General features: G+C 62.0%; 12 protein-coding genes and 1 pseudogene. 6 read left to right on the forward strand and 7 right to left on the reverse strand.

Translation table 11 applies throughout. From position 1 onward, the window contains the following. The first annotated feature begins 156 nt into the window (after nucleotides 1-156). From ACSQ20_RS09690 to ACSQ20_RS09700, 3 genes are read left to right on the forward strand one after another with little or no spacing between them, the layout of a single operon-like run. Complete coding sequence (locus tag ACSQ20_RS09690; RefSeq protein ID WP_436019329.1) at nucleotides 157-1,326, forward strand: efflux RND transporter periplasmic adaptor subunit; 1,170 nt, start codon at nucleotides 157-159, stop codon at nucleotides 1,324-1,326. Beyond that, nucleotides 1,323-4,499: an efflux RND transporter permease subunit gene (locus ACSQ20_RS09695; protein WP_436019331.1), complete on the forward strand. Its 3,177-nt coding sequence runs from the start codon at nucleotides 1,323-1,325 to the stop codon at nucleotides 4,497-4,499. Before ACSQ20_RS09690 ends, ACSQ20_RS09695 begins: the two co-directional genes overlap by 4 nt. Nucleotides 4,500-4,501: 2 nt before the next feature. After that, the gene (locus ACSQ20_RS09700) at nucleotides 4,502-5,950 is read left to right on the forward strand and encodes an efflux transporter outer membrane subunit (RefSeq protein WP_436019333.1); all 1,449 of its coding nucleotides are present in this window, start codon (nucleotides 4,502-4,504) and stop codon (nucleotides 5,948-5,950) included. Between the two features lie 39 nt (nucleotides 5,951-5,989). Here ACSQ20_RS09700 and ACSQ20_RS09705 read toward each other — a convergent pair whose 3' ends face one another. The 4 genes and pseudogenes from ACSQ20_RS09705 to ACSQ20_RS09720 form a co-directional block, all read right to left on the reverse strand. Further along, nucleotides 5,990-6,808: an ABC transporter permease subunit gene (locus ACSQ20_RS09705; RefSeq protein ID WP_436023016.1), complete on the reverse strand. Its 819-nt coding sequence runs from the start codon at nucleotides 6,806-6,808 to the stop codon at nucleotides 5,990-5,992. After that, nucleotides 6,808-7,761 carry an ABC transporter permease subunit gene (locus ACSQ20_RS09710; protein WP_436019335.1) on the reverse strand — a complete coding sequence of 318 codons (954 nt, stop codon included), beginning with the start codon at nucleotides 7,759-7,761 and terminating at the stop codon, nucleotides 6,808-6,810. Before ACSQ20_RS09710 ends, ACSQ20_RS09705 begins: the two co-directional genes overlap by 1 nt. Before the next feature lie 8 nt (nucleotides 7,762-7,769). After that, nucleotides 7,770-8,858: pseudogene (locus tag ACSQ20_RS09715) on the reverse strand (ABC transporter ATP-binding protein); the annotation flags it as partial. A gap of 210 nt (nucleotides 8,859-9,068) precedes the next feature. Then, nucleotides 9,069-10,169, reverse strand: a complete 1,101-nt coding sequence (locus tag ACSQ20_RS09720; protein WP_436019337.1) for a polyamine ABC transporter substrate-binding protein — start codon at nucleotides 10,167-10,169, stop codon at nucleotides 9,069-9,071. Nucleotides 10,170-10,583: 414 nt separating this feature from the next. Between ACSQ20_RS09720 and ACSQ20_RS09725 the strand changes: the two genes are divergently transcribed. Continuing rightward, the gene (locus ACSQ20_RS09725) at nucleotides 10,584-10,787 is read left to right on the forward strand and encodes a DUF1289 domain-containing protein (protein WP_436019339.1); all 204 of its coding nucleotides are present in this window, start codon (nucleotides 10,584-10,586) and stop codon (nucleotides 10,785-10,787) included. A gap of 44 nt (nucleotides 10,788-10,831) precedes the next feature. Here the strand turns inward: ACSQ20_RS09725 and ACSQ20_RS09730 are convergent, their stop codons facing one another. Beyond that, nucleotides 10,832-11,245, reverse strand: coding sequence for a VOC family protein (locus ACSQ20_RS09730; RefSeq protein WP_436019341.1), 414 nt, complete (start codon nucleotides 11,243-11,245; stop codon nucleotides 10,832-10,834). 147 nt (nucleotides 11,246-11,392) lie between these two features. Beyond that, nucleotides 11,393-12,043, reverse strand: coding sequence for a TetR/AcrR family transcriptional regulator (locus tag ACSQ20_RS09735; protein WP_436019343.1), 651 nt, complete (start codon nucleotides 12,041-12,043; stop codon nucleotides 11,393-11,395). 97 nt (nucleotides 12,044-12,140) lie between these two features. Between ACSQ20_RS09735 and ACSQ20_RS09740 the strand changes: the two genes are divergently transcribed. Further along, entirely contained in the window at nucleotides 12,141-12,881 is a 741-nt protein-coding gene (locus ACSQ20_RS09740) for a 3-oxoacyl-ACP reductase family protein (RefSeq protein WP_436019345.1), read from the forward strand. A gap of 10 nt (nucleotides 12,882-12,891) precedes the next feature. After that, nucleotides 12,892-14,433 (forward strand): MFS transporter, encoded by a 1,542-nt coding sequence (locus ACSQ20_RS09745; protein WP_436019347.1) that lies wholly within the window; start codon nucleotides 12,892-12,894, stop codon nucleotides 14,431-14,433. 52 nt (nucleotides 14,434-14,485) lie between these two features. On the opposite strand, the gene ACSQ20_RS09750 is transcribed toward ACSQ20_RS09745, so the two are convergent. Next, nucleotides 14,486-15,925 carry an aldehyde dehydrogenase family protein gene (locus ACSQ20_RS09750; RefSeq protein WP_436019349.1) on the reverse strand — a complete coding sequence of 480 codons (1,440 nt, stop codon included), beginning with the start codon at nucleotides 15,923-15,925 and terminating at the stop codon, nucleotides 14,486-14,488. Between the last annotated feature and the right edge of the window lie 26 nt (nucleotides 15,926-15,951).

Raw genomic sequence — 15,951 nt, forward strand, 5'->3', positions numbered from 1 at the left:
TAAAAATTCATCTTTGCATTCAAATACAGATCCGTATTAGAATGCATGACCAAATTTGAGATAAGCATGCCTGGATCCGCGCTCAAGCACGGCTTCCAATGCTTTCCGGCGGACGATCCGCCGTCCTTCCATCACTTTTTCTGCCACGGGGGCACCGTGAATTGTCCCGCTTCTGACGCGCCGAACCCCGCGCGCACCGTTTCGCTTAGGCCCGCCGGTCGGCCGCGCCGATACGTTCTTTGGGCTGCCGCGTGCTGCACGTTGGCGCTGGCAGCTTGTCATTCGCGCGAAGCCGCCGCGCCAGCACCGAAGCCTGTCGTCGCCGTGGCGGTTCATCCTGACGGACGTGCGCCGGTGGCGTCGTTGCCGGGTCAGGTCGAGGCGCGCTACAGCACGCCGCTCTCGTTTCGCGTCGGCGGGAAGATCGTCGACCGGCTGGTTCGGCTGGGCGACACCGTGAAAGCAGGTCAGATCGTTGCCCGGCTCGATCCGGCGGACGCGCAAAAGAACGTTTCGAATGCGCAGGCTCAGCTCGATGCCGCACAACATCGGTTCGTCTATGCGAAGCAGCAGCTCGAGCGTGATCGAGCACAGGCGCAGGAAAACCTGATCGCACCCACGCAGTGGGAGCAGACGCAGGACGCCTACGCGGCGGCCGCGGCTCAGCGCGATTCCGCGCGGGCGCAGTTGGCGCTGGCGGCGGACCAGTTGCGCTACGCCGTATTGACGGCCGACCACGCCGGGCTCATCACGGCGGAAGACGCGGACACGGGGCAAAACGTGGCAGTTGGGCAGGCCGTCTACCATCTGGCGTGGAGCGGCGACGTCGATGTCGTCTGCGACGCCCCTGAGCGTCTGCTGAGCGCCTTGAGCGTCGGCCACACCGCACAGGTGAGCCTGCCTGCCTTGCCGGGCAAAACGTTCGCCGCACGCGTGCGCGAAGTGGCGCCCGCGGCGGACCCGCAAAGCCGCACTTACCGTGTGAAGCTCACGCTGCAGTCGCCGCCGGGCGCCGTGCGGCTTGGCATGACTGCCGACGTCGCATTCAATGTGGCCAATGGCGGCTCGGCCGCCCATCCGTTCACATTGCCCGCTACAGCGCTGTTTCACACCAGCGAGCGGCCGGCGGTGTGGGTCGTCCGAGCCGGCAGCGACACGCTCGAATTGCGTCCGATCGAAGTCGTGCGCTATGACGAGCGCACGGTTTCTGTCGCAACGGGCTTAAACGACGGCGAGCGCGTCGTGCTGCAAGGCGTCCATGCCGTGAGCGCCGGCGAGCACGTTCGCGTCATTGCGCCGCTGCACCCCGAGGACTTCGCGTCATGAGCGCTTCCGATCGCGAATCCGAACGCGGCGCCGCATTGCCGCACGCCGCGTCCCCGCCCGGACATCCCGCGGAAGGCGGCTTCAATCTGTCGGCCTGGGCGTTGCGCCACCAGGCGCTGGTGGTGTTTCTGATCACGCTTGCCACGCTGGCCGGCATTCTTGCCTATACAAAGCTCGCGCAGTCCGAAGACCCGCCCTTCACTTTCCGTGTGATGGTGATCCGAACGCTGTGGCCAGGCGCCACGGCACGGCAGGTGCAAGAGGAAATCACCGACCGCATCGGCCGCAAGCTGCAAGAAGCACCGCACATCGATTTTCAGCGCAGCTATTCGCGCCCCGGCGAATCGATGATCTTCTTCACGATGAAGGATTCGGCGCCGGTTAAAGACGTCCCGGAAACCTGGTATCAAGTGCGCAAGAAAGTCGGCGACATTGCTGCCACGCTGCCTCCGGGAACCATAGGGCCGTTCTTCAATGATGAGTTCGGCGATGTTTACACGAACATCTATACGCTCGAAGGAGACGGCTTCTCGCCGGCGCAACTGCACGATTACGCCGATCAATTGCGCACCGTACTGCTGCGGGTGCCGGGTGTGGCGAAGGTCGACTATTTTGGCGACCCCGATCAACACGTCTTTATCGAAATCTCGAATTCAGCATTGACGCGACTCGGCATTTCGCCGCAGCAACTCGCGCAAGCGATCAATGCGCAAAATACGGTGTCGTCGGCCGGCACCGTGACGACCAGCGTCGATCGCGTATTCATTCGTCCGAGTGGGCAATTCCAGGACGTACGCGCACTGGCGGACACGTTGATTACGATTAATCAGCGCAGTTTCCGCCTCGGCGACATCGCGAAGATCGAGCGCGGCTACGATGACCCGCTGATCACGCAGATGCGTGCAAGCGGCCACGCCGTGCTCGGCATCGGCGTGACAATGCAGCCGGGCGGCGACGTCATCCAACTCGGAAAGGCGCTCGACGAAAAACGCGCCGAGCTTCGCATGCACCTGCCGGCCGGCCTCAAGCTCGTCGAAGTATCGAGCATGCCGCACGCCGTCTCGCATTCGGTGAACGACTTCCTCGAAGCCGTCGGTGAAGCGGTGGCAATCGTGCTGATCGTGAGCCTCGTCTCGCTCGGTTTGCGCACCGGCATGGTGGTCGCCATCTCGATTCCAATCGTGCTGGCCGTCACCGCGCTTTGCATGTACATCTTCGATATCGGACTGCACAAGGTTTCGCTCGGCACGCTCGTGCTCGCGCTGGGGCTGCTCGTCGACGATGCGATCATCGCCGTCGAAATGATGGCGGTGAAACTCGAACAGGGCTGGAGCCGCACGCGCGCGGCGGCCTATGCCTATACGAGCACGGCGTTTCCAATGCTGACCGGCACGCTCGTCACCGTCTCGGGCTTCTTGCCGATTGCACTGGCGAAGTCGAGCACCGGCGAGTACACGCGCTCCATTTTCGAGGTCTCGGCGATCGCGCTGATCGCCTCATGGTTTGCCGCCGTCGTATTGATCCCGCTGCTCGGCTTTCACCTGCTGCCCGAGCGCAAACGCGAGGCCGGGCTGCCGCACGACCACGAGCACGACATCTACGACACCCGCTTTTACCGGCGTTTGTCGGTATGGGTGACGTGGTGCGTGGAGCGCCGTGCGATCGTGCTCGTCATCACCGTGGTGCTGTTCGTCATCGCGCTCGCAGGGTTTTCGCTCGTACCGCAACAGTTTTTCCCGAGCTCCGACCGGCCCGAACTGCTGATCGATATCCGGCTGCCCGAAGGCGCCTCGTTCGAGGCCACGTTGCGCGAAGCGAAGCGTCTCGAGAAAACGCTGGACGGGCGGCCCGAGGTCGATCATCTGGTCGATTTCGTCGGCACCGGTGCGCCCCGCTTCTACTTGCCGCTCGATCAGCAATTGCAGCAGCCGAATTTCGCGCAGTTCGTCGTCACCGCGAAGAGCGTCGAAGCGCGCGACAAGCTCGCGCAATGGCTCGATACCAAGCTGGAGAACGAGTACCCAGGCGTTCGCACCCGACTCACGCGGCTCGAAAACGGGCCGCCCGTCGGCTTTCCGGTGCAATTCCGCGTGAGCGGCGACGACATCGCAACCGTGCGTGCGATCGCCGAAAAAGTCTCGGCGAAAATGCGCGCCGACGCCCGCACGCGTAACGTCCAGTTCGATTGGGACGAACCGGCCGAGCGTTCGCTTTCGTTCGAAGTCGATCAGATCAAAGCCCGACAGTTGGGCGTGAGCTCGCAAGACGTCTCCAACTTTCTCGCCATGACGCTATCGGGCTATACGGTGACGCAGTTTCGCGAGCGCGACAAGTTGATCGGCGTCGAGCTGCGCGCCCCCAAGCGCGAGCGTGTCGACCCGCAGCGGATCGGGAGCCTTGCCATGCCGACGCCGAATGGCCCCGTGCCGCTGAGTTCGCTCGGACATATGCGTCCGTCGCTGGAATACGGCGTCATTTGGGAGCGCGACCGCCAGCCGACCATCACCGTGCAGTCCGATGTACGCGGCAATGCGCAGGGTATCGACGTCACGCACGACATCGACCGCGCCCTTGCCTCCGAGCGCGCCCAAATGCCGCTCGGTTACCGGATCGAAGTCGGCGGCTCGGTCGAAGAAAGCGCGAAGGGGCAAAACTCGATCAACGCGCAAATGCCGCTGATGGCCATCGCGGTATTTACGTTGCTGATGATTCAGTTGCAGAGTTTCGCTCGCGTGTTGATGGTCGTGCTGACCGCACCGCTCGGCATGATCGGCGTGGTCGTCGCCCTGCTGCTCTTTGGCAAGCCGTTCGGGTTCGTCGCGATGCTCGGTGTCATTGCGATGTTCGGCATCATCATGCGTAACTCGGTGATTCTCGTTGACCAGATCGAGCAGGACATCGCAGCGGGCCACCGGCGTGTCGATGCGATCATCGGCGCCACCGTCCGGCGCTTCCGGCCAATCACGTTGACCGCGGCGGCCGCCGTACTCGCGCTGATACCGCTTTTGCGCTCCAACTTCTTCGGACCGATGGCAACCGCGCTGATGGGCGGCATTACGAGCGCGACCGTGCTGACCTTGTTCTATCTGCCGGCGCTTTACGCGACATGGTTCAGAGTCAAGCGCGACGAACGCGATCCGTCACCCGCTGACGCCGCGCATTCCGGGAATTGATCATGAGCCTCGTGCATTACAAATCGGCTTTCGCCGGCGCTGCGGCGCTGGCCCTCGCGGCCTGCTCGTTCGGCCCGTCCGGTGCGCCGCCCGCGATGCCCTCGCCCGCGCACTACGGTGAAGCACCTCAACCTGCGCAAACCGTTGCCGCCGCCGGCGTCATGCAGCAATTCGACGTTGGCGCGCAACCAGTGCCGCAATGGTGGCAGCTCTATCACTCAGACGCACTGGATACGCTCGTCGAGGAAGGGTTGCGCAACAGCCTGACGCTGGCCGCGGCCGAAAAATCCCTCGCAGCGGCGCACGAGCAATACCGTGCTCAGGTGGGCTCTTCATTACTGCCGAGCATCGATGCCGGCGCGCAGGCCACCCGCGAGCGTGCGCTCGGCATTCCAGGGATGCGCAACACCGTGCTCTATAACGTGTTCGTCGGCGAGCTGCGCGCGAGCTATACGTTCGATATTTTCGGCGCGGCGCGCTACGCCAACGCCGTCTTGGGCGCACGCGTGAACCAGCAGGCGTTCCAACTGAATGCCGCACGTCGCGCGCTTGCCGCCAACATCGTCGGGGCGGTGATCAACGTCTCCTCGCTCGAGCGGCAAATCGCGCTGACCGAGCGTCTTGTCGCGCTGTCCAACGATAGCGCGCACGACGACGAGCGCCGCTACGCACTCGGCGCCGCCCCGCATGCGCAGGCGCTCGCGTCGAAGCAAAGCGCGGCATCGCTGGCCGCCACGCTGCCGGGCTTGCGCCAGCAGCGCACGGCGGCCCTGCACGCGCTAGCCGTACTGCTGGGGCGCACACCGGATGCCGCGCCAGCCGTGCCCCCGTTCGAAAGCCTGGCGTTGCCCGAACGCGTGCCCGTCGTGGTGCCTTCGGACTTGCTGCGTTCGCGGCCTGACATTCGCGCCGCCGAAGCCACGCTGAAAGCCGCTGCCGCGCAGGTCGGCGTGGCGACCGCGCAGCTCTTTCCGAGCCTTTCGCTGTCGGCGTCGATGGGGCAAAGCGGATTCAGCTGGCCCGTCGCATTGTCTGGCGCGGGCGCGGTATGGAGCATCGGTGCCGGACTCACGCAGCCGATTTTTCATGGCGGCGCCCTGCTCGCACAGCGGCGCGCGGCTGTCGATTCATATGATGCAGCGGTAGCGCAGTACAAAACCGCGGTGTTATCGGCGTTTCAGGATGTGGCGGACAGCTTGGCGTCGCTCGAGCACGATGCGCAGGCGTTGGAATCGGCCGATACGGCTAGTGGCGCTGCCCACACCTCGTTCGATGAGACGGCGGCGCGAAGACGCCTCGGGGCGTTGCCACCATCGGCCGAGCGTGCGAGCGAGCAGCAATATCTGAACGCTCAGCTCGACGCCATTCGAGCGACAAGCCGACGTTTGGCGGATACGGCGGGGCTTTTTCAGGCGATGGGCGAATGGCCACACGATGATGGTCATTCATGAGCCGAGTATGAAGGCGAGCCGATCTCGATCGGCTCGCCTTCACGCAACCGCCTGCAATTTTTTCTTTTCCGCTCTGAGCATGAAATAGTTGATCACGACCACGCCGACCGTCACGACGGCGATGAAAAGCGTGGCGAGCGCATTCATCTCCGGGTTCAGGCCGAGCCGCACACGCGAGAATACGACGAGCGGCAACGTGGTCGAGCCGGGACCGGACAAGAATGCAGACAACACCAGGTCGTCGATCGACAGCGTGAACGACAGCAGCCACCCTGCCATCAATGCTTGCGAAATCAACGGCAACGTAATCGTAAAAAAGACCTTGAACGGTGTTGCACCGAGATCGAGCGCGGCTTCTTCCAGCGAAGGGTTGAGATCGCGTACACGTGACTGCACGATGATCGCGACGTAGGACATGCAGAGCATGACGTGCCCGATCCAGATCGTGACGAGACCGCGCCCTTCCGGCCAGCCGAGCCACTTCCCCATTTCGATGAAAAGCAGCAGCAGCGAAATGCCCTGAATGACTTCGGGGATGACGAGCGGCGCGTTGATCAAGCCGGTAAATAACGTAAAGCCGCGGAACCGGCCCATACGGGCGAGCACGAACCCGGCCCAGGTGCCGATAAACACCGAAGCAAACGCCGTCAGCAACGCGATGCGCAACGACAGCCAAAAGGCCGTGATCAGTTCGTCGTCGCGTGCAAGCGCGGTGTACCAGCGTGTCGAAAAACGCGTCCAGACAGTGACGAGTTGCGACTCGTTGAACGAATAGACGACGAGACTCAGAATCGGAATATAAAGAAACGCGAAGCCGATGCCGAGCGCAATCAGTCGCAACGTGCGATTCGGTTTGATCATCGACGCGCTTCGAGTTGTTTAGCCTGGTAATGTTGAAACACGGCCATCGGTACAAGGAGCAACAAGACCATTGCGCATGTCACCGCGGAAGCCATCGGCCAGTCTGCGTTGTTGAAGAACTCGTTCCACATCACGCGGCCGATCATCAGCGTGTTGGCTCCGCCGAGCAACTCGGGAATCACATATTCGCCTACCGCCGGGATGAATACGAGCAGGCATCCAGCGATGATCCCATTCTTCGACAGCGGCAACGTGATTTGGACGAACGCTTTCCACGGCTTCGCACCGAGATCATAGGCCGCCTCGAGCAGTGTCAGATCCATTTTCACGAGGTGAGCATAAAGCGGCATGACGAGAAACGGCAGATACGAATAGACCATGCCGATATAAACGGCCACGTTCGTTCGATAAAGCTCGATCGGCGTATGAATGAAGCCAATCGTCATCAAAAAGTTATTGAGCAGGCCGTTGTTCTTCAGAATGCCGACCCACGCGTAGACGCGAATCAGAAACGACGTCCAAAACGGCAGCATGACAGCCATCATCAGCAGATTGCGAGACTGTTCGCTGGAGCGGGCGATGTAATACGCCATCGGATAGCCAAGCAGCAAACACAGCAGCGTCGTTACCGCGGCCACGACGAGCGAATTGACGTAAGTCGCGAAATAAAGGCTGTCGCTAAAGAGAAAAGCGTAATGCCCAATATTGAGCGCGATCTGAACGACGCCATCCTTGAAGCTGACAAGTTCCGAATACGGCGGGATGCCGAGTTCGAGTTCCGCGAAGCTGATCTTTACGACAAGCACGAACGGCACGAAGAAAAACAGCAACAGCCAAATGAATGGCCCGGCGACGACGGCCGTGCCGCCAGTGAGTTTGAAACGCCGCGCCGGCCACGCGGCGAACGTTGCGAGTGCGCTTTTCAAGCCGGTTCTCACGCCGGATCTCATGCTGGTTCTCATGCCGTCAGCACCACGCCGGCCGACGCACTCCAGCGCACGTAGATCTCGTCGCCCCACGTCGGGGAGTCGATCTCCGAAAGCGCGAGGCTCGAGATATTGGCGATCACGGTCTTGCCCGAGTCGAGTTTGACGTGATACAGAGAATAGCCGCCAAGGTAAGCGATATTCGATATCACGCCGTGCCCCCAGTTGTAGGCCCCCTCGGGCGGCTTGCGCGTGAGCGCAATACGCTCGGGCCGCACCGAAATCGTCACCGGCATGCCGAGCGGGCCGGTGATGCCGTGGTTCACATACATCTTGCTTGGCAGTAGCGGTGTTTCGACGAAGACGTGATCGGGTTCGTCCTCAACGACATGACCATCGAAGAGATTCGTCGAGCCGATGAATTCCGCCGAAAATCGGGTGTTCGGATACTCGTACACCTCGTGCGGCGTGCCGAGCTGCACGATCTGGCCTTCGCTCATGACGGCCAGGCGGCTTGCCATCGTCATCGCCTCTTCCTGGTCGTGCGTCACCATGATGCAGGTAACACCAACCCGTTCGAGAATATTGACGAGTTCGATTTGCGTGCGTTGGCGAATCTGTTTGTCGAGTGCCGACATCGGTTCGTCGAGCAACAGCAGCTTGGGCCGCTTGACGAGCGAACGGGCCAGTGCGACGCGCTGCTGTTGCCCGCCCGAGAGCTGATGCGGCTTGCGTTTCGCGAATCGGCCCATTTGGACGAGATCGAGCACCGCCTGCACCCGTTCCTTGCGTTCGGTCGTCGGCACGCCTTCCTGCTTGAGGCCGAACGCGACATTCGTCTCCACCGTCATATGCGGAAAAAGTGCATACGACTGAAACATCATGTTGACCGGCCGCCGATAAGGCGGCATCAGCGCGAGGTCTTCGCCGTCGATCAGGATCTTGCCGGAGGTCACCGGCTCGAGCCCGGCCAACATCCGCAGCAGTGTGGACTTGCCGCACCCGGAACTGCCAAGCAGCGCAAAGAGTTCGCCCTTCGCGACCGATAAGCTGACGTTGCGCACCGCCACCGATTCGCCGAATTTCTTGACGACGTCTACGATTTCGACGAAGTTCGCGGCCCCGGCCGGTTTTGTCGACAAAGGGGGCATGCCGTTTACGGCAGGGTCTGCACCATTTGCGCTCTTGGCGCCGGTCATGCCGTTTGCGGCCTGCGAGCTCGACTGATCGCTCATGATGTGCTGCTTGACTCCAATCGTTTGACGTACAAAGCCCCCGGCACGGTCCGGGGGCTTGCGGGCTGCCTATCGGCTAAGACATACGGAGAGCGACTACCGGCCCGACTTGAATTCGGTCCACAGGCGCGTTTGCAAACGCTGAATGTCGGACGGCAGCGGTTTTAGCAGGAAGAGCGTTTTGACGACATCGGCGGGCGGGTATACCGCCGGATCGTTGGCGATATCCTTGTCGACATACTTACGTGCCTCGGCGTTCGCGCTCGGGTAGTAGACCGCATTCGTGATAGCGGCATGCACTTGCGGCGTTTCGATATAGTTGATCCACTCGAGGGCCGCTTCCTTGTGCTTGGCGTCTTTCGGGATCGCCATCACGTCGAACCAAATCGGCGCACCGCCCTTCGGAATGTAGTACTCGACCTTGTACGGCTTTTTCGCCTCGAGCGCACGATGCTTGGCGATGACGACATCGCCCGACCAACCGTAGGCGAAACAGATATCGCCGCCGACGAGGTCGTTGATGTAGCCCGATGAGTTGAACTGCGTGATGTAGGGGCGAATTTTCTTGAGCATCGTCAGCGCGGCTTTGTAATCGGCCGGGTTAGCGCTCATCGGGTCCTTGCCAAGGTAATGCAGTGCGGCCGCGAAGACTTGATCGGGCGCATCGAGCACGGACACCCCACATTTCTTCAACTTCGAAATGTTCTCGGGCTTGAAGAGAATGTCCCAGTTGTCCAGCGGCGTATTGGCGCCCAGAATTTGCTGCGCTTTGGTCACGTTGTAGCCAAGGCCCGTCGTGCCGTACGCCCAGGGCACCACGTATTTGTTGCCAGGGTCGGCGCCGGCCACGAGCTTCATCAGCGCGGGGTCGAGGTACTTCAGATTCGGCAGCTTCGAACTGTCGAGCGGCGAGAAAATGCCGGCTGCAATTTGCTTGCCCGCGTAGTTGCTCGTCGGCACGACGATGTCGTAGCCCGAATTGCCGGTGAGCAGCTTGGCTTGCAGCGTGTCGTCGCTGTCGTAGTTGTCGTATTTGACCTGAACGCCGGTTTGCTTCGTGAAGTTGGAAATCGTGTCCTTGGCGATGTAGTCGGACCAGTTATAGACGTTGAGCTGCGTGTCTTTGGCTTGCGACACGGTCCAAGGTGCGACACACAACGCCAACGCGGCGAGTCCGCTCATTACCTGCTTGTTCATTCCACTCTCCCGGTCCATCCGGCCAGCGCCGGCGCTCATCCCCGCCCGATGCCGCAGCGCTTGGCGTGCGGCCCTTGAAAAATTCGAAAACTACCATCAATTGCAACCAACGACAAAAAAATGCCGGCCAATCAGCCCGGCTGTCGCGCAAACGGTACAGCAGCATTGGCTACACGTCGCTGCACGTCGTTGCGTCCCGTTGCAAGTCGCGCGTCAAGCGCGTCAAGCGCGTCAAGCGCGTCAAGCGCGTCAAGCGCGTCAAATCGCGCGCAATTTTAGCGGGTTATGCGTCCTTGTCCAGCGTACAAAAAAGACGTTCGGACGTGACACCCATGTTCGCCCGCTCGCGCTGCGGGCCGCCTGCCCTAATCGGCTACCATAGCGCTTGATCCAGCATTGTCCCAAGGTTTTTTGATGGCATCCAACCTCCACGACGTCCCCGATAGCCCCTGCATCGGCGTCTGCTCCACGCTTTTCGATGAAGTCTGCAAGGGATGCGGACGAACAGCGGTCGAGGTGTCCAATTGGGTCTTTATGACCGACGGCGAAAAACGCGCTGTTTGGGTCCGCATCGAACGAGAGGGGACGGCGATGCGCTTTGCGCGCGACAAGCTCTAACGCGTTTTTTTGTTTTTGTCAGACCGCCGTCGTCGCAATCTACATCATCCGTGTGCTGGCATGCCCTGTGGGTCCATCCAAACCGCTTCCCAGACGTGGCCGTCCGGGTCCTGAAAGCTGCGGTTGAGCATAAATCCATAGTCTTGTAGCGGGTTGCAGTCGGCAATGCCTCCAGCCTTACCCGCGGCATCAACCATCGCATCAACGGCATCGCGACTGTCGCATGACAGCGCGAGCATCACCTCACCCGCCTTGTGCGCGTCTGAAATCGGCTTCGTCGTGAATGTGGCCCATTTGGCGTGCGTCAGCAGCATGACGTTGATCGTTTCCGAGAAAACCATGCACGCGGCAGTTTCGTCGGTGAACTGTGGGTTATTGGTTGCTCCAACCGCCTCGTAGAAAGTTCGCGCGACGGGTAGGTCGCGAACGGGCAGATTCACAAAAATCATCTTCGTCATCAGATCTCCTTTAGGTTGACCGCGGGCTATATGGTGAATGAGGAATGGCTATTTTCGTTGCTCCGCCGACCTGGCAGGAAGGGCCAGCGTGCTCGCAAAGAAACCAATTGCAGGACGATATGCCGATTGCTGGAGCCCCGCAACCGTCTATCCCCCCTTAGGTAGATGCCGCCCGCCTTTGCGCGGCGGCTTCGTTTTGTGTGGCGCAGGCCAGGTGGCCATCGCCATTCGTACAACGCCTTCCAGGGCCTGTCGCGTGACGCCGTCGCGCGCCTGCAGCGACATGCCGTGCAATACGGTCACAAAATAGGCAGTCATCTGCTCGATGTCGGAGTCAGGCGGTAATTCGGCGTTGGCAACGGCGTCCGCCAGCCGCGCGCGGATGTCCCGTACCGATGCCATCCGCACGTCGTGCAGGAACACGTCCACAGGTCGACTCGACGGCGAGCAATTCGTAGCGCCCAACACCACCAAGCACCCGTTCGGTTTGTCCGGCAGCGTGAGCGTGTGCGCGGCCATCATCAACATGCCCTCCACTGCTTCGCGCGCGGTGGGCGCTTCGCGCAACGCCTTACCGGTCAAGCTGCCATCCGCCGCGCGGTAGTGCGCTACGGCTTCGCGGAAAAGCGCTTCCTTGTCGCCAAAAGCGGCGTACAGGCTCGGCGGGTTGATATTCATTGCCGCCGCGAGCGCCGCCACCGACGTGCTTTCGTAGCCGCGCTCCCAAAACACTTCCATCGCTTGCTGCAGCGCCGCTTCGCGATTGAATCCGCGCGGTCGTCCTCGTTCGGCCTTCATCGATCAAATTTTGTAGCAATCGTTAAAAAAATACTTGACGACATCGGGTGCTGTCGATCACGATTCTATAACGATCACTACTGAATTAGAAGGCGTTATGTCTCGACTGACTGGAAAGGTAGCTTTGGTAACGGGCGCAAGCCGTGGCATCGGCGCGGCGATTGCAATACGACTGGCACAGGAGGGCGCGGATGTGGCCATCACTTACGTCAATTCGCGCGACAAGGCCAATGGCGTGGTGCATGGAATCCGCGAACTGGGTCGGCGCGGGTTGGCGCTGGCCGCCGACAGCGCCAACCCGCATGCCACCATCGAAGCGGTGGACCACACGGTGGCCGAACTAGGCCGCATCGACATCCTGGTCAGCAACGCCGGCATCGGCTACTGGAAGCCCTTCGACGAATTCAGCCTCGACGAGTTCGACCGTGTTACCGCCGTCAACGTGCGCGCCGTGTTCACCGGTGCGCAAGCTGCGGCGCGGCACATGGTGAAAGGCGGCCGCATCATCACCATCGGCAGTTGCAACGCCGAGCGCGTCCCGATGCCGGGCAGCACGCTGTATGCGATGAGCAAGTCGGCGCTGATCGGGCTGACCAAGGGCATGGCACGCGATCTCGGCCCGCGGGGCATCACGGCGAATCTCGTGCAGCCCGGGCCCGTCGATACCGACATGAACCCCGCCGACGGCGCCCGCGCCGATTCGTTGCGCGCGTTGATGGCGCTGGGTCATTACGGTACCGGAGACGACATCGGCGGCTTCGTCGCCTATCTCGCCAGCGACGAAAGCCGCTTCATCACCGGCGCAGCGCTGACGATCGACGGCGGCTACAACATCTGAGGATCTCGGCATGGAATCGGCCACGAAAACCGAAATAAATATTCGCCGCACTGACGTCGCGCGGAACAAGACGATCATCCTCGCCGCGGTGTGCCTGGCAGGGCTGATGATGCCGCTCAGCTTCACCGGGCCGGCGGTCGCCACACCCGCCATCGCACGCGAGCTGGGCGGCGCTCCGGTGGCATTGGCCTGGGTGGTGAACGCGTTTGTGCTGGCTTTCGGCAGTTGCGTGATGGCGGCAGGCGCATTGGCCGACCAACTGGGGCGCAAGCGCATCTTTCGCAGCGGCTTGATCGGCTTCACCGCGTTGTCGTTGGTGACCGCGCTGGCGCCGAACCTTGTCGTGCTCGACTTGCTGCGCGGCGTGCAGGGCGTAGCCGCTGCCCTCACGATGGCGGGTGGCGCCGCGTCGCTGGCGCAGAAGTTCGAGGGCGCCGCGCGCACGCGCGCGTTCAGCTTGTTGGGCACGACCTTTGGCGTAGGATTGGCGTTCGGGCCTGTGTGGTCGGGGTTCCTGATCGAATGGCTGGGCTGGCGCGCGATCTTTTTGACCGGCACCGTGGTTGGCCTGTTGGTGCTCGTTGGCGGCGTACCGCATATGCACGAAACGCGCGACCCCAATGCACGCGGCATTGACTGGTGGGGCACGCTGAGTTTTACCGTCGCCCTGTCCTTGTTGATCTTCGGCATCACACTGGCACCGCACTCAGGCTGGGCTAGCGCACCCGTGCTGGCGTTGTTGTTGGGCGCAGCGGCGTTGCTGATCGCTTTCGTCTGGATCGAATTGCGTCAAGTGCGGCCAATGCTCGATTTGTCGCTGTTCCTTCTCCCCCGTTTCATAGGGGTGCAGTTGTTGCCGCTGGCCACCGCGGTGTGTTTTGTGGTGCTGCTGATCGTGATGCCGATCGGCTTTATCGGCGCTGAAGGCTACAGCGAGATCAAAGCCGGCATGATGATGATCCCGCTCTCCGCGCCGATGGCCATCGTGCCATTCGTTGCCAGCGTGCTCGCGCCGCGCTTCTCGTCGGGCGGGCTGTCGGCAGCGGGTCTGATGATTGCGGCGCTCGGGCTCGTATGGCTTGCGGCCGTGCCGATGGGGCAACAGTCGATGGCGGTGATCTGGCCGATGCTGTTGATCGGCATCGGCACGGGCCTGCCGTGGGGGTTGATGGACGACCTGTCGGTCAGCGTCGTGTCGAGAGAACGCGCCGGCATGGCCACCGGCATCTTCTCGACGATGCGGCTAGCGGGTGAGGCGATTGCCTTGGCTGCGGTCGGCGCTGCCTTGATGGCACAACTGCAGTCCGGCCTGCATCGTCACGCATCGGCAGCGGGCGATGCGACTCCCTTCATCGCCGCTGATATGGCCGCCGGCAATTTCACACATGCGGCCGCGCTCGCGCCACAAGTTGGCCGCACGTCACTGACAACTGTGTACGCCGATGCCTTTCATACCACGTTGCTCGCGCTGGCGGGTTGTACCATGCTCGTTGCGATCGTCTCGTTCGCCATGTTGGGGGCGAGTCGGAAAACGGATCGCAACCAGCACTAATCAGGCATCGGCTAGCCAGCGAGTCTGGCTACCGCCCTGCTTCGCTCCTCACTCAGTTGGCTGCCTTCGCCGCCTGAAATTGGAGCGACTTGTACTCGAGATACTCCTCGAGCCCATACACCCCGTTTTCGCGGCCATAACCCGACTGCTTGAAGCCGCCGAACGGCGCTTGCATGTTCCAGGCCCCGCCGTTGATGTCGATCTGGCCCGTGCGGATGCGTCGCGCGACGCGCAACGCATGCTCGTCGTCGCCGGCCCATACGGCGCCGGCAAGGCCATAGAGTGAATCGTTGGCGATGCGCACGGCCTCTTCCTCGTCCTTGTACGTCAGGATCGAGAGCACCGGACCGAAGATTTCTTCTTGCGCGGTGCTCGCTTTCGGATGCACGCGGCCGAACACCGTCGGCTTGATGAAGAAGCCCCGCATGAGCCCGTCGGGCATATCGGGGCCACCGGTGACAAGCTCCGCACCTTCGGCGATACCGCGTTTGATGTAGTCACGCACGCGTGCTTGCTGCGCGGCTGAGGCGAGCGGACCAAGACGCGTCGTGTCACTGCGCGGGTCCCCCGCCACGTAGGCCTCGGCCGCCGCTTTCGCGAGCGCACGCGCTTCGTCGTAGCGCGCTTCGGGCACCAGCAAGCGCGTATGTGCCGAGCAGGTCTGCCCGGCATTCAGATAGCAGGCGGACACCGTGCTTTTGACGGCCGCAGCAAAGTCGGCATCGTCGAGAATGATGGACGCCGATTTGCCGCCGAGTTCGAGCGCCACGCGCTTGACCGTTGCTGCGGCGAGTTCCGACACGCGCTTACCTGCGCGTGTCGAACCGGTGAACGACACCATATCGACGAACGGATGGCTCGCGACAATTTCCCCAACCACCGAACCGTAGCCGCTCACGAGATTGAAGACGCCGGCCGGCAAGCCCGCATCATCGATTGCTTGCGCGAGCACGAAAGCGCTGAGCGGTGCGACCTCCGACGGTTTGAGCACGACCGTGCACCCGGCCGCGAGCGCCGCCGCTACTTTCAATGTGATTTGATTGAGCGGGTAGTTCCACGGTGTGATCGCCGCAACCACGCCAACCGGCTCGCGCACGACGAGCGAATTGCCGACGCGCGCCTCGAACGCGAATTCGCGCGCAAGCTTAGCGTAAGCGTTCCAATTGTAGACGGGCGCGCCGACTTGGATGGCCCGGGCAAGCTTGATCGGCATGCCGACTTCGCCGCAAATGAGTTGCGCGAGTTCTTCGGTGCGCGCCTTGAGGCCGTCCGCGATTTTTTGGAGGTAATCGGCGCGCACAGCGGCGGGCGTTGCCGCCCAGCCGTCGAACGCGAGCTTCGCCGCTTCGACGGCGGCCTCCGCGTCAGCCGCCGCACCCTCGGGCACGCGCCCGATGACCGCTTCAGTGCCCGAATCGATCACGTCGATCATGCCGCTCGCCGACGGCTGCAGCCACTTGCCGCCGATGTATAAATGCTCGTACGTTTTCATCGTGAGAATCCGTCGTTGCCGATTGA

The organism is Trinickia sp. LjRoot230, from assembly GCF_964253315.1.
Taxonomy (GTDB): Bacteria; Pseudomonadota; Gammaproteobacteria; order Burkholderiales; family Burkholderiaceae; genus Trinickia.

What these genes read in the sequence shown, in the direction of transcription:
- ACSQ20_RS09695 (WP_436019331.1), top strand. Translation starts at nt 1,323, where the DNA reads ATGAGCGCTTCCGATCGCGAATCCGAACGCGGCGCCGCATTGCCGCAC.
- ACSQ20_RS09740 (WP_436019345.1), top strand. Translation starts at nt 12,141, where the DNA reads ATGTCTCGACTGACTGGAAAGGTAGCTTTGGTAACGGGCGCAAGCCGT.
- ACSQ20_RS09725 (WP_436019339.1), top strand. Translation starts at nt 10,584, where the DNA reads ATGGCATCCAACCTCCACGACGTCCCCGATAGCCCCTGCATCGGCGTC.
- ACSQ20_RS09710 (WP_436019335.1), bottom strand. Translation starts at nt 7,761, where the DNA reads ATGAGATCCGGCGTGAGAACCGGCTTGAAAAGCGCACTCGCAACGTTC.
- ACSQ20_RS09720 (WP_436019337.1), bottom strand. Translation starts at nt 10,169, where the DNA reads ATGAACAAGCAGGTAATGAGCGGACTCGCCGCGTTGGCGTTGTGTGTC.
- ACSQ20_RS09745 (WP_436019347.1), top strand. Translation starts at nt 12,892, where the DNA reads ATGGAATCGGCCACGAAAACCGAAATAAATATTCGCCGCACTGACGTC.
- ACSQ20_RS09735 (WP_436019343.1), bottom strand. Translation starts at nt 12,043, where the DNA reads ATGAAGGCCGAACGAGGACGACCGCGCGGATTCAATCGCGAAGCGGCG.
- ACSQ20_RS09750 (WP_436019349.1), bottom strand. Translation starts at nt 15,925, where the DNA reads ATGAAAACGTACGAGCATTTATACATCGGCGGCAAGTGGCTGCAGCCG.
- ACSQ20_RS09700 (WP_436019333.1), top strand. Translation starts at nt 4,502, where the DNA reads ATGAGCCTCGTGCATTACAAATCGGCTTTCGCCGGCGCTGCGGCGCTG.
- ACSQ20_RS09730 (WP_436019341.1), bottom strand. Translation starts at nt 11,245, where the DNA reads ATGACGAAGATGATTTTTGTGAATCTGCCCGTTCGCGACCTACCCGTC.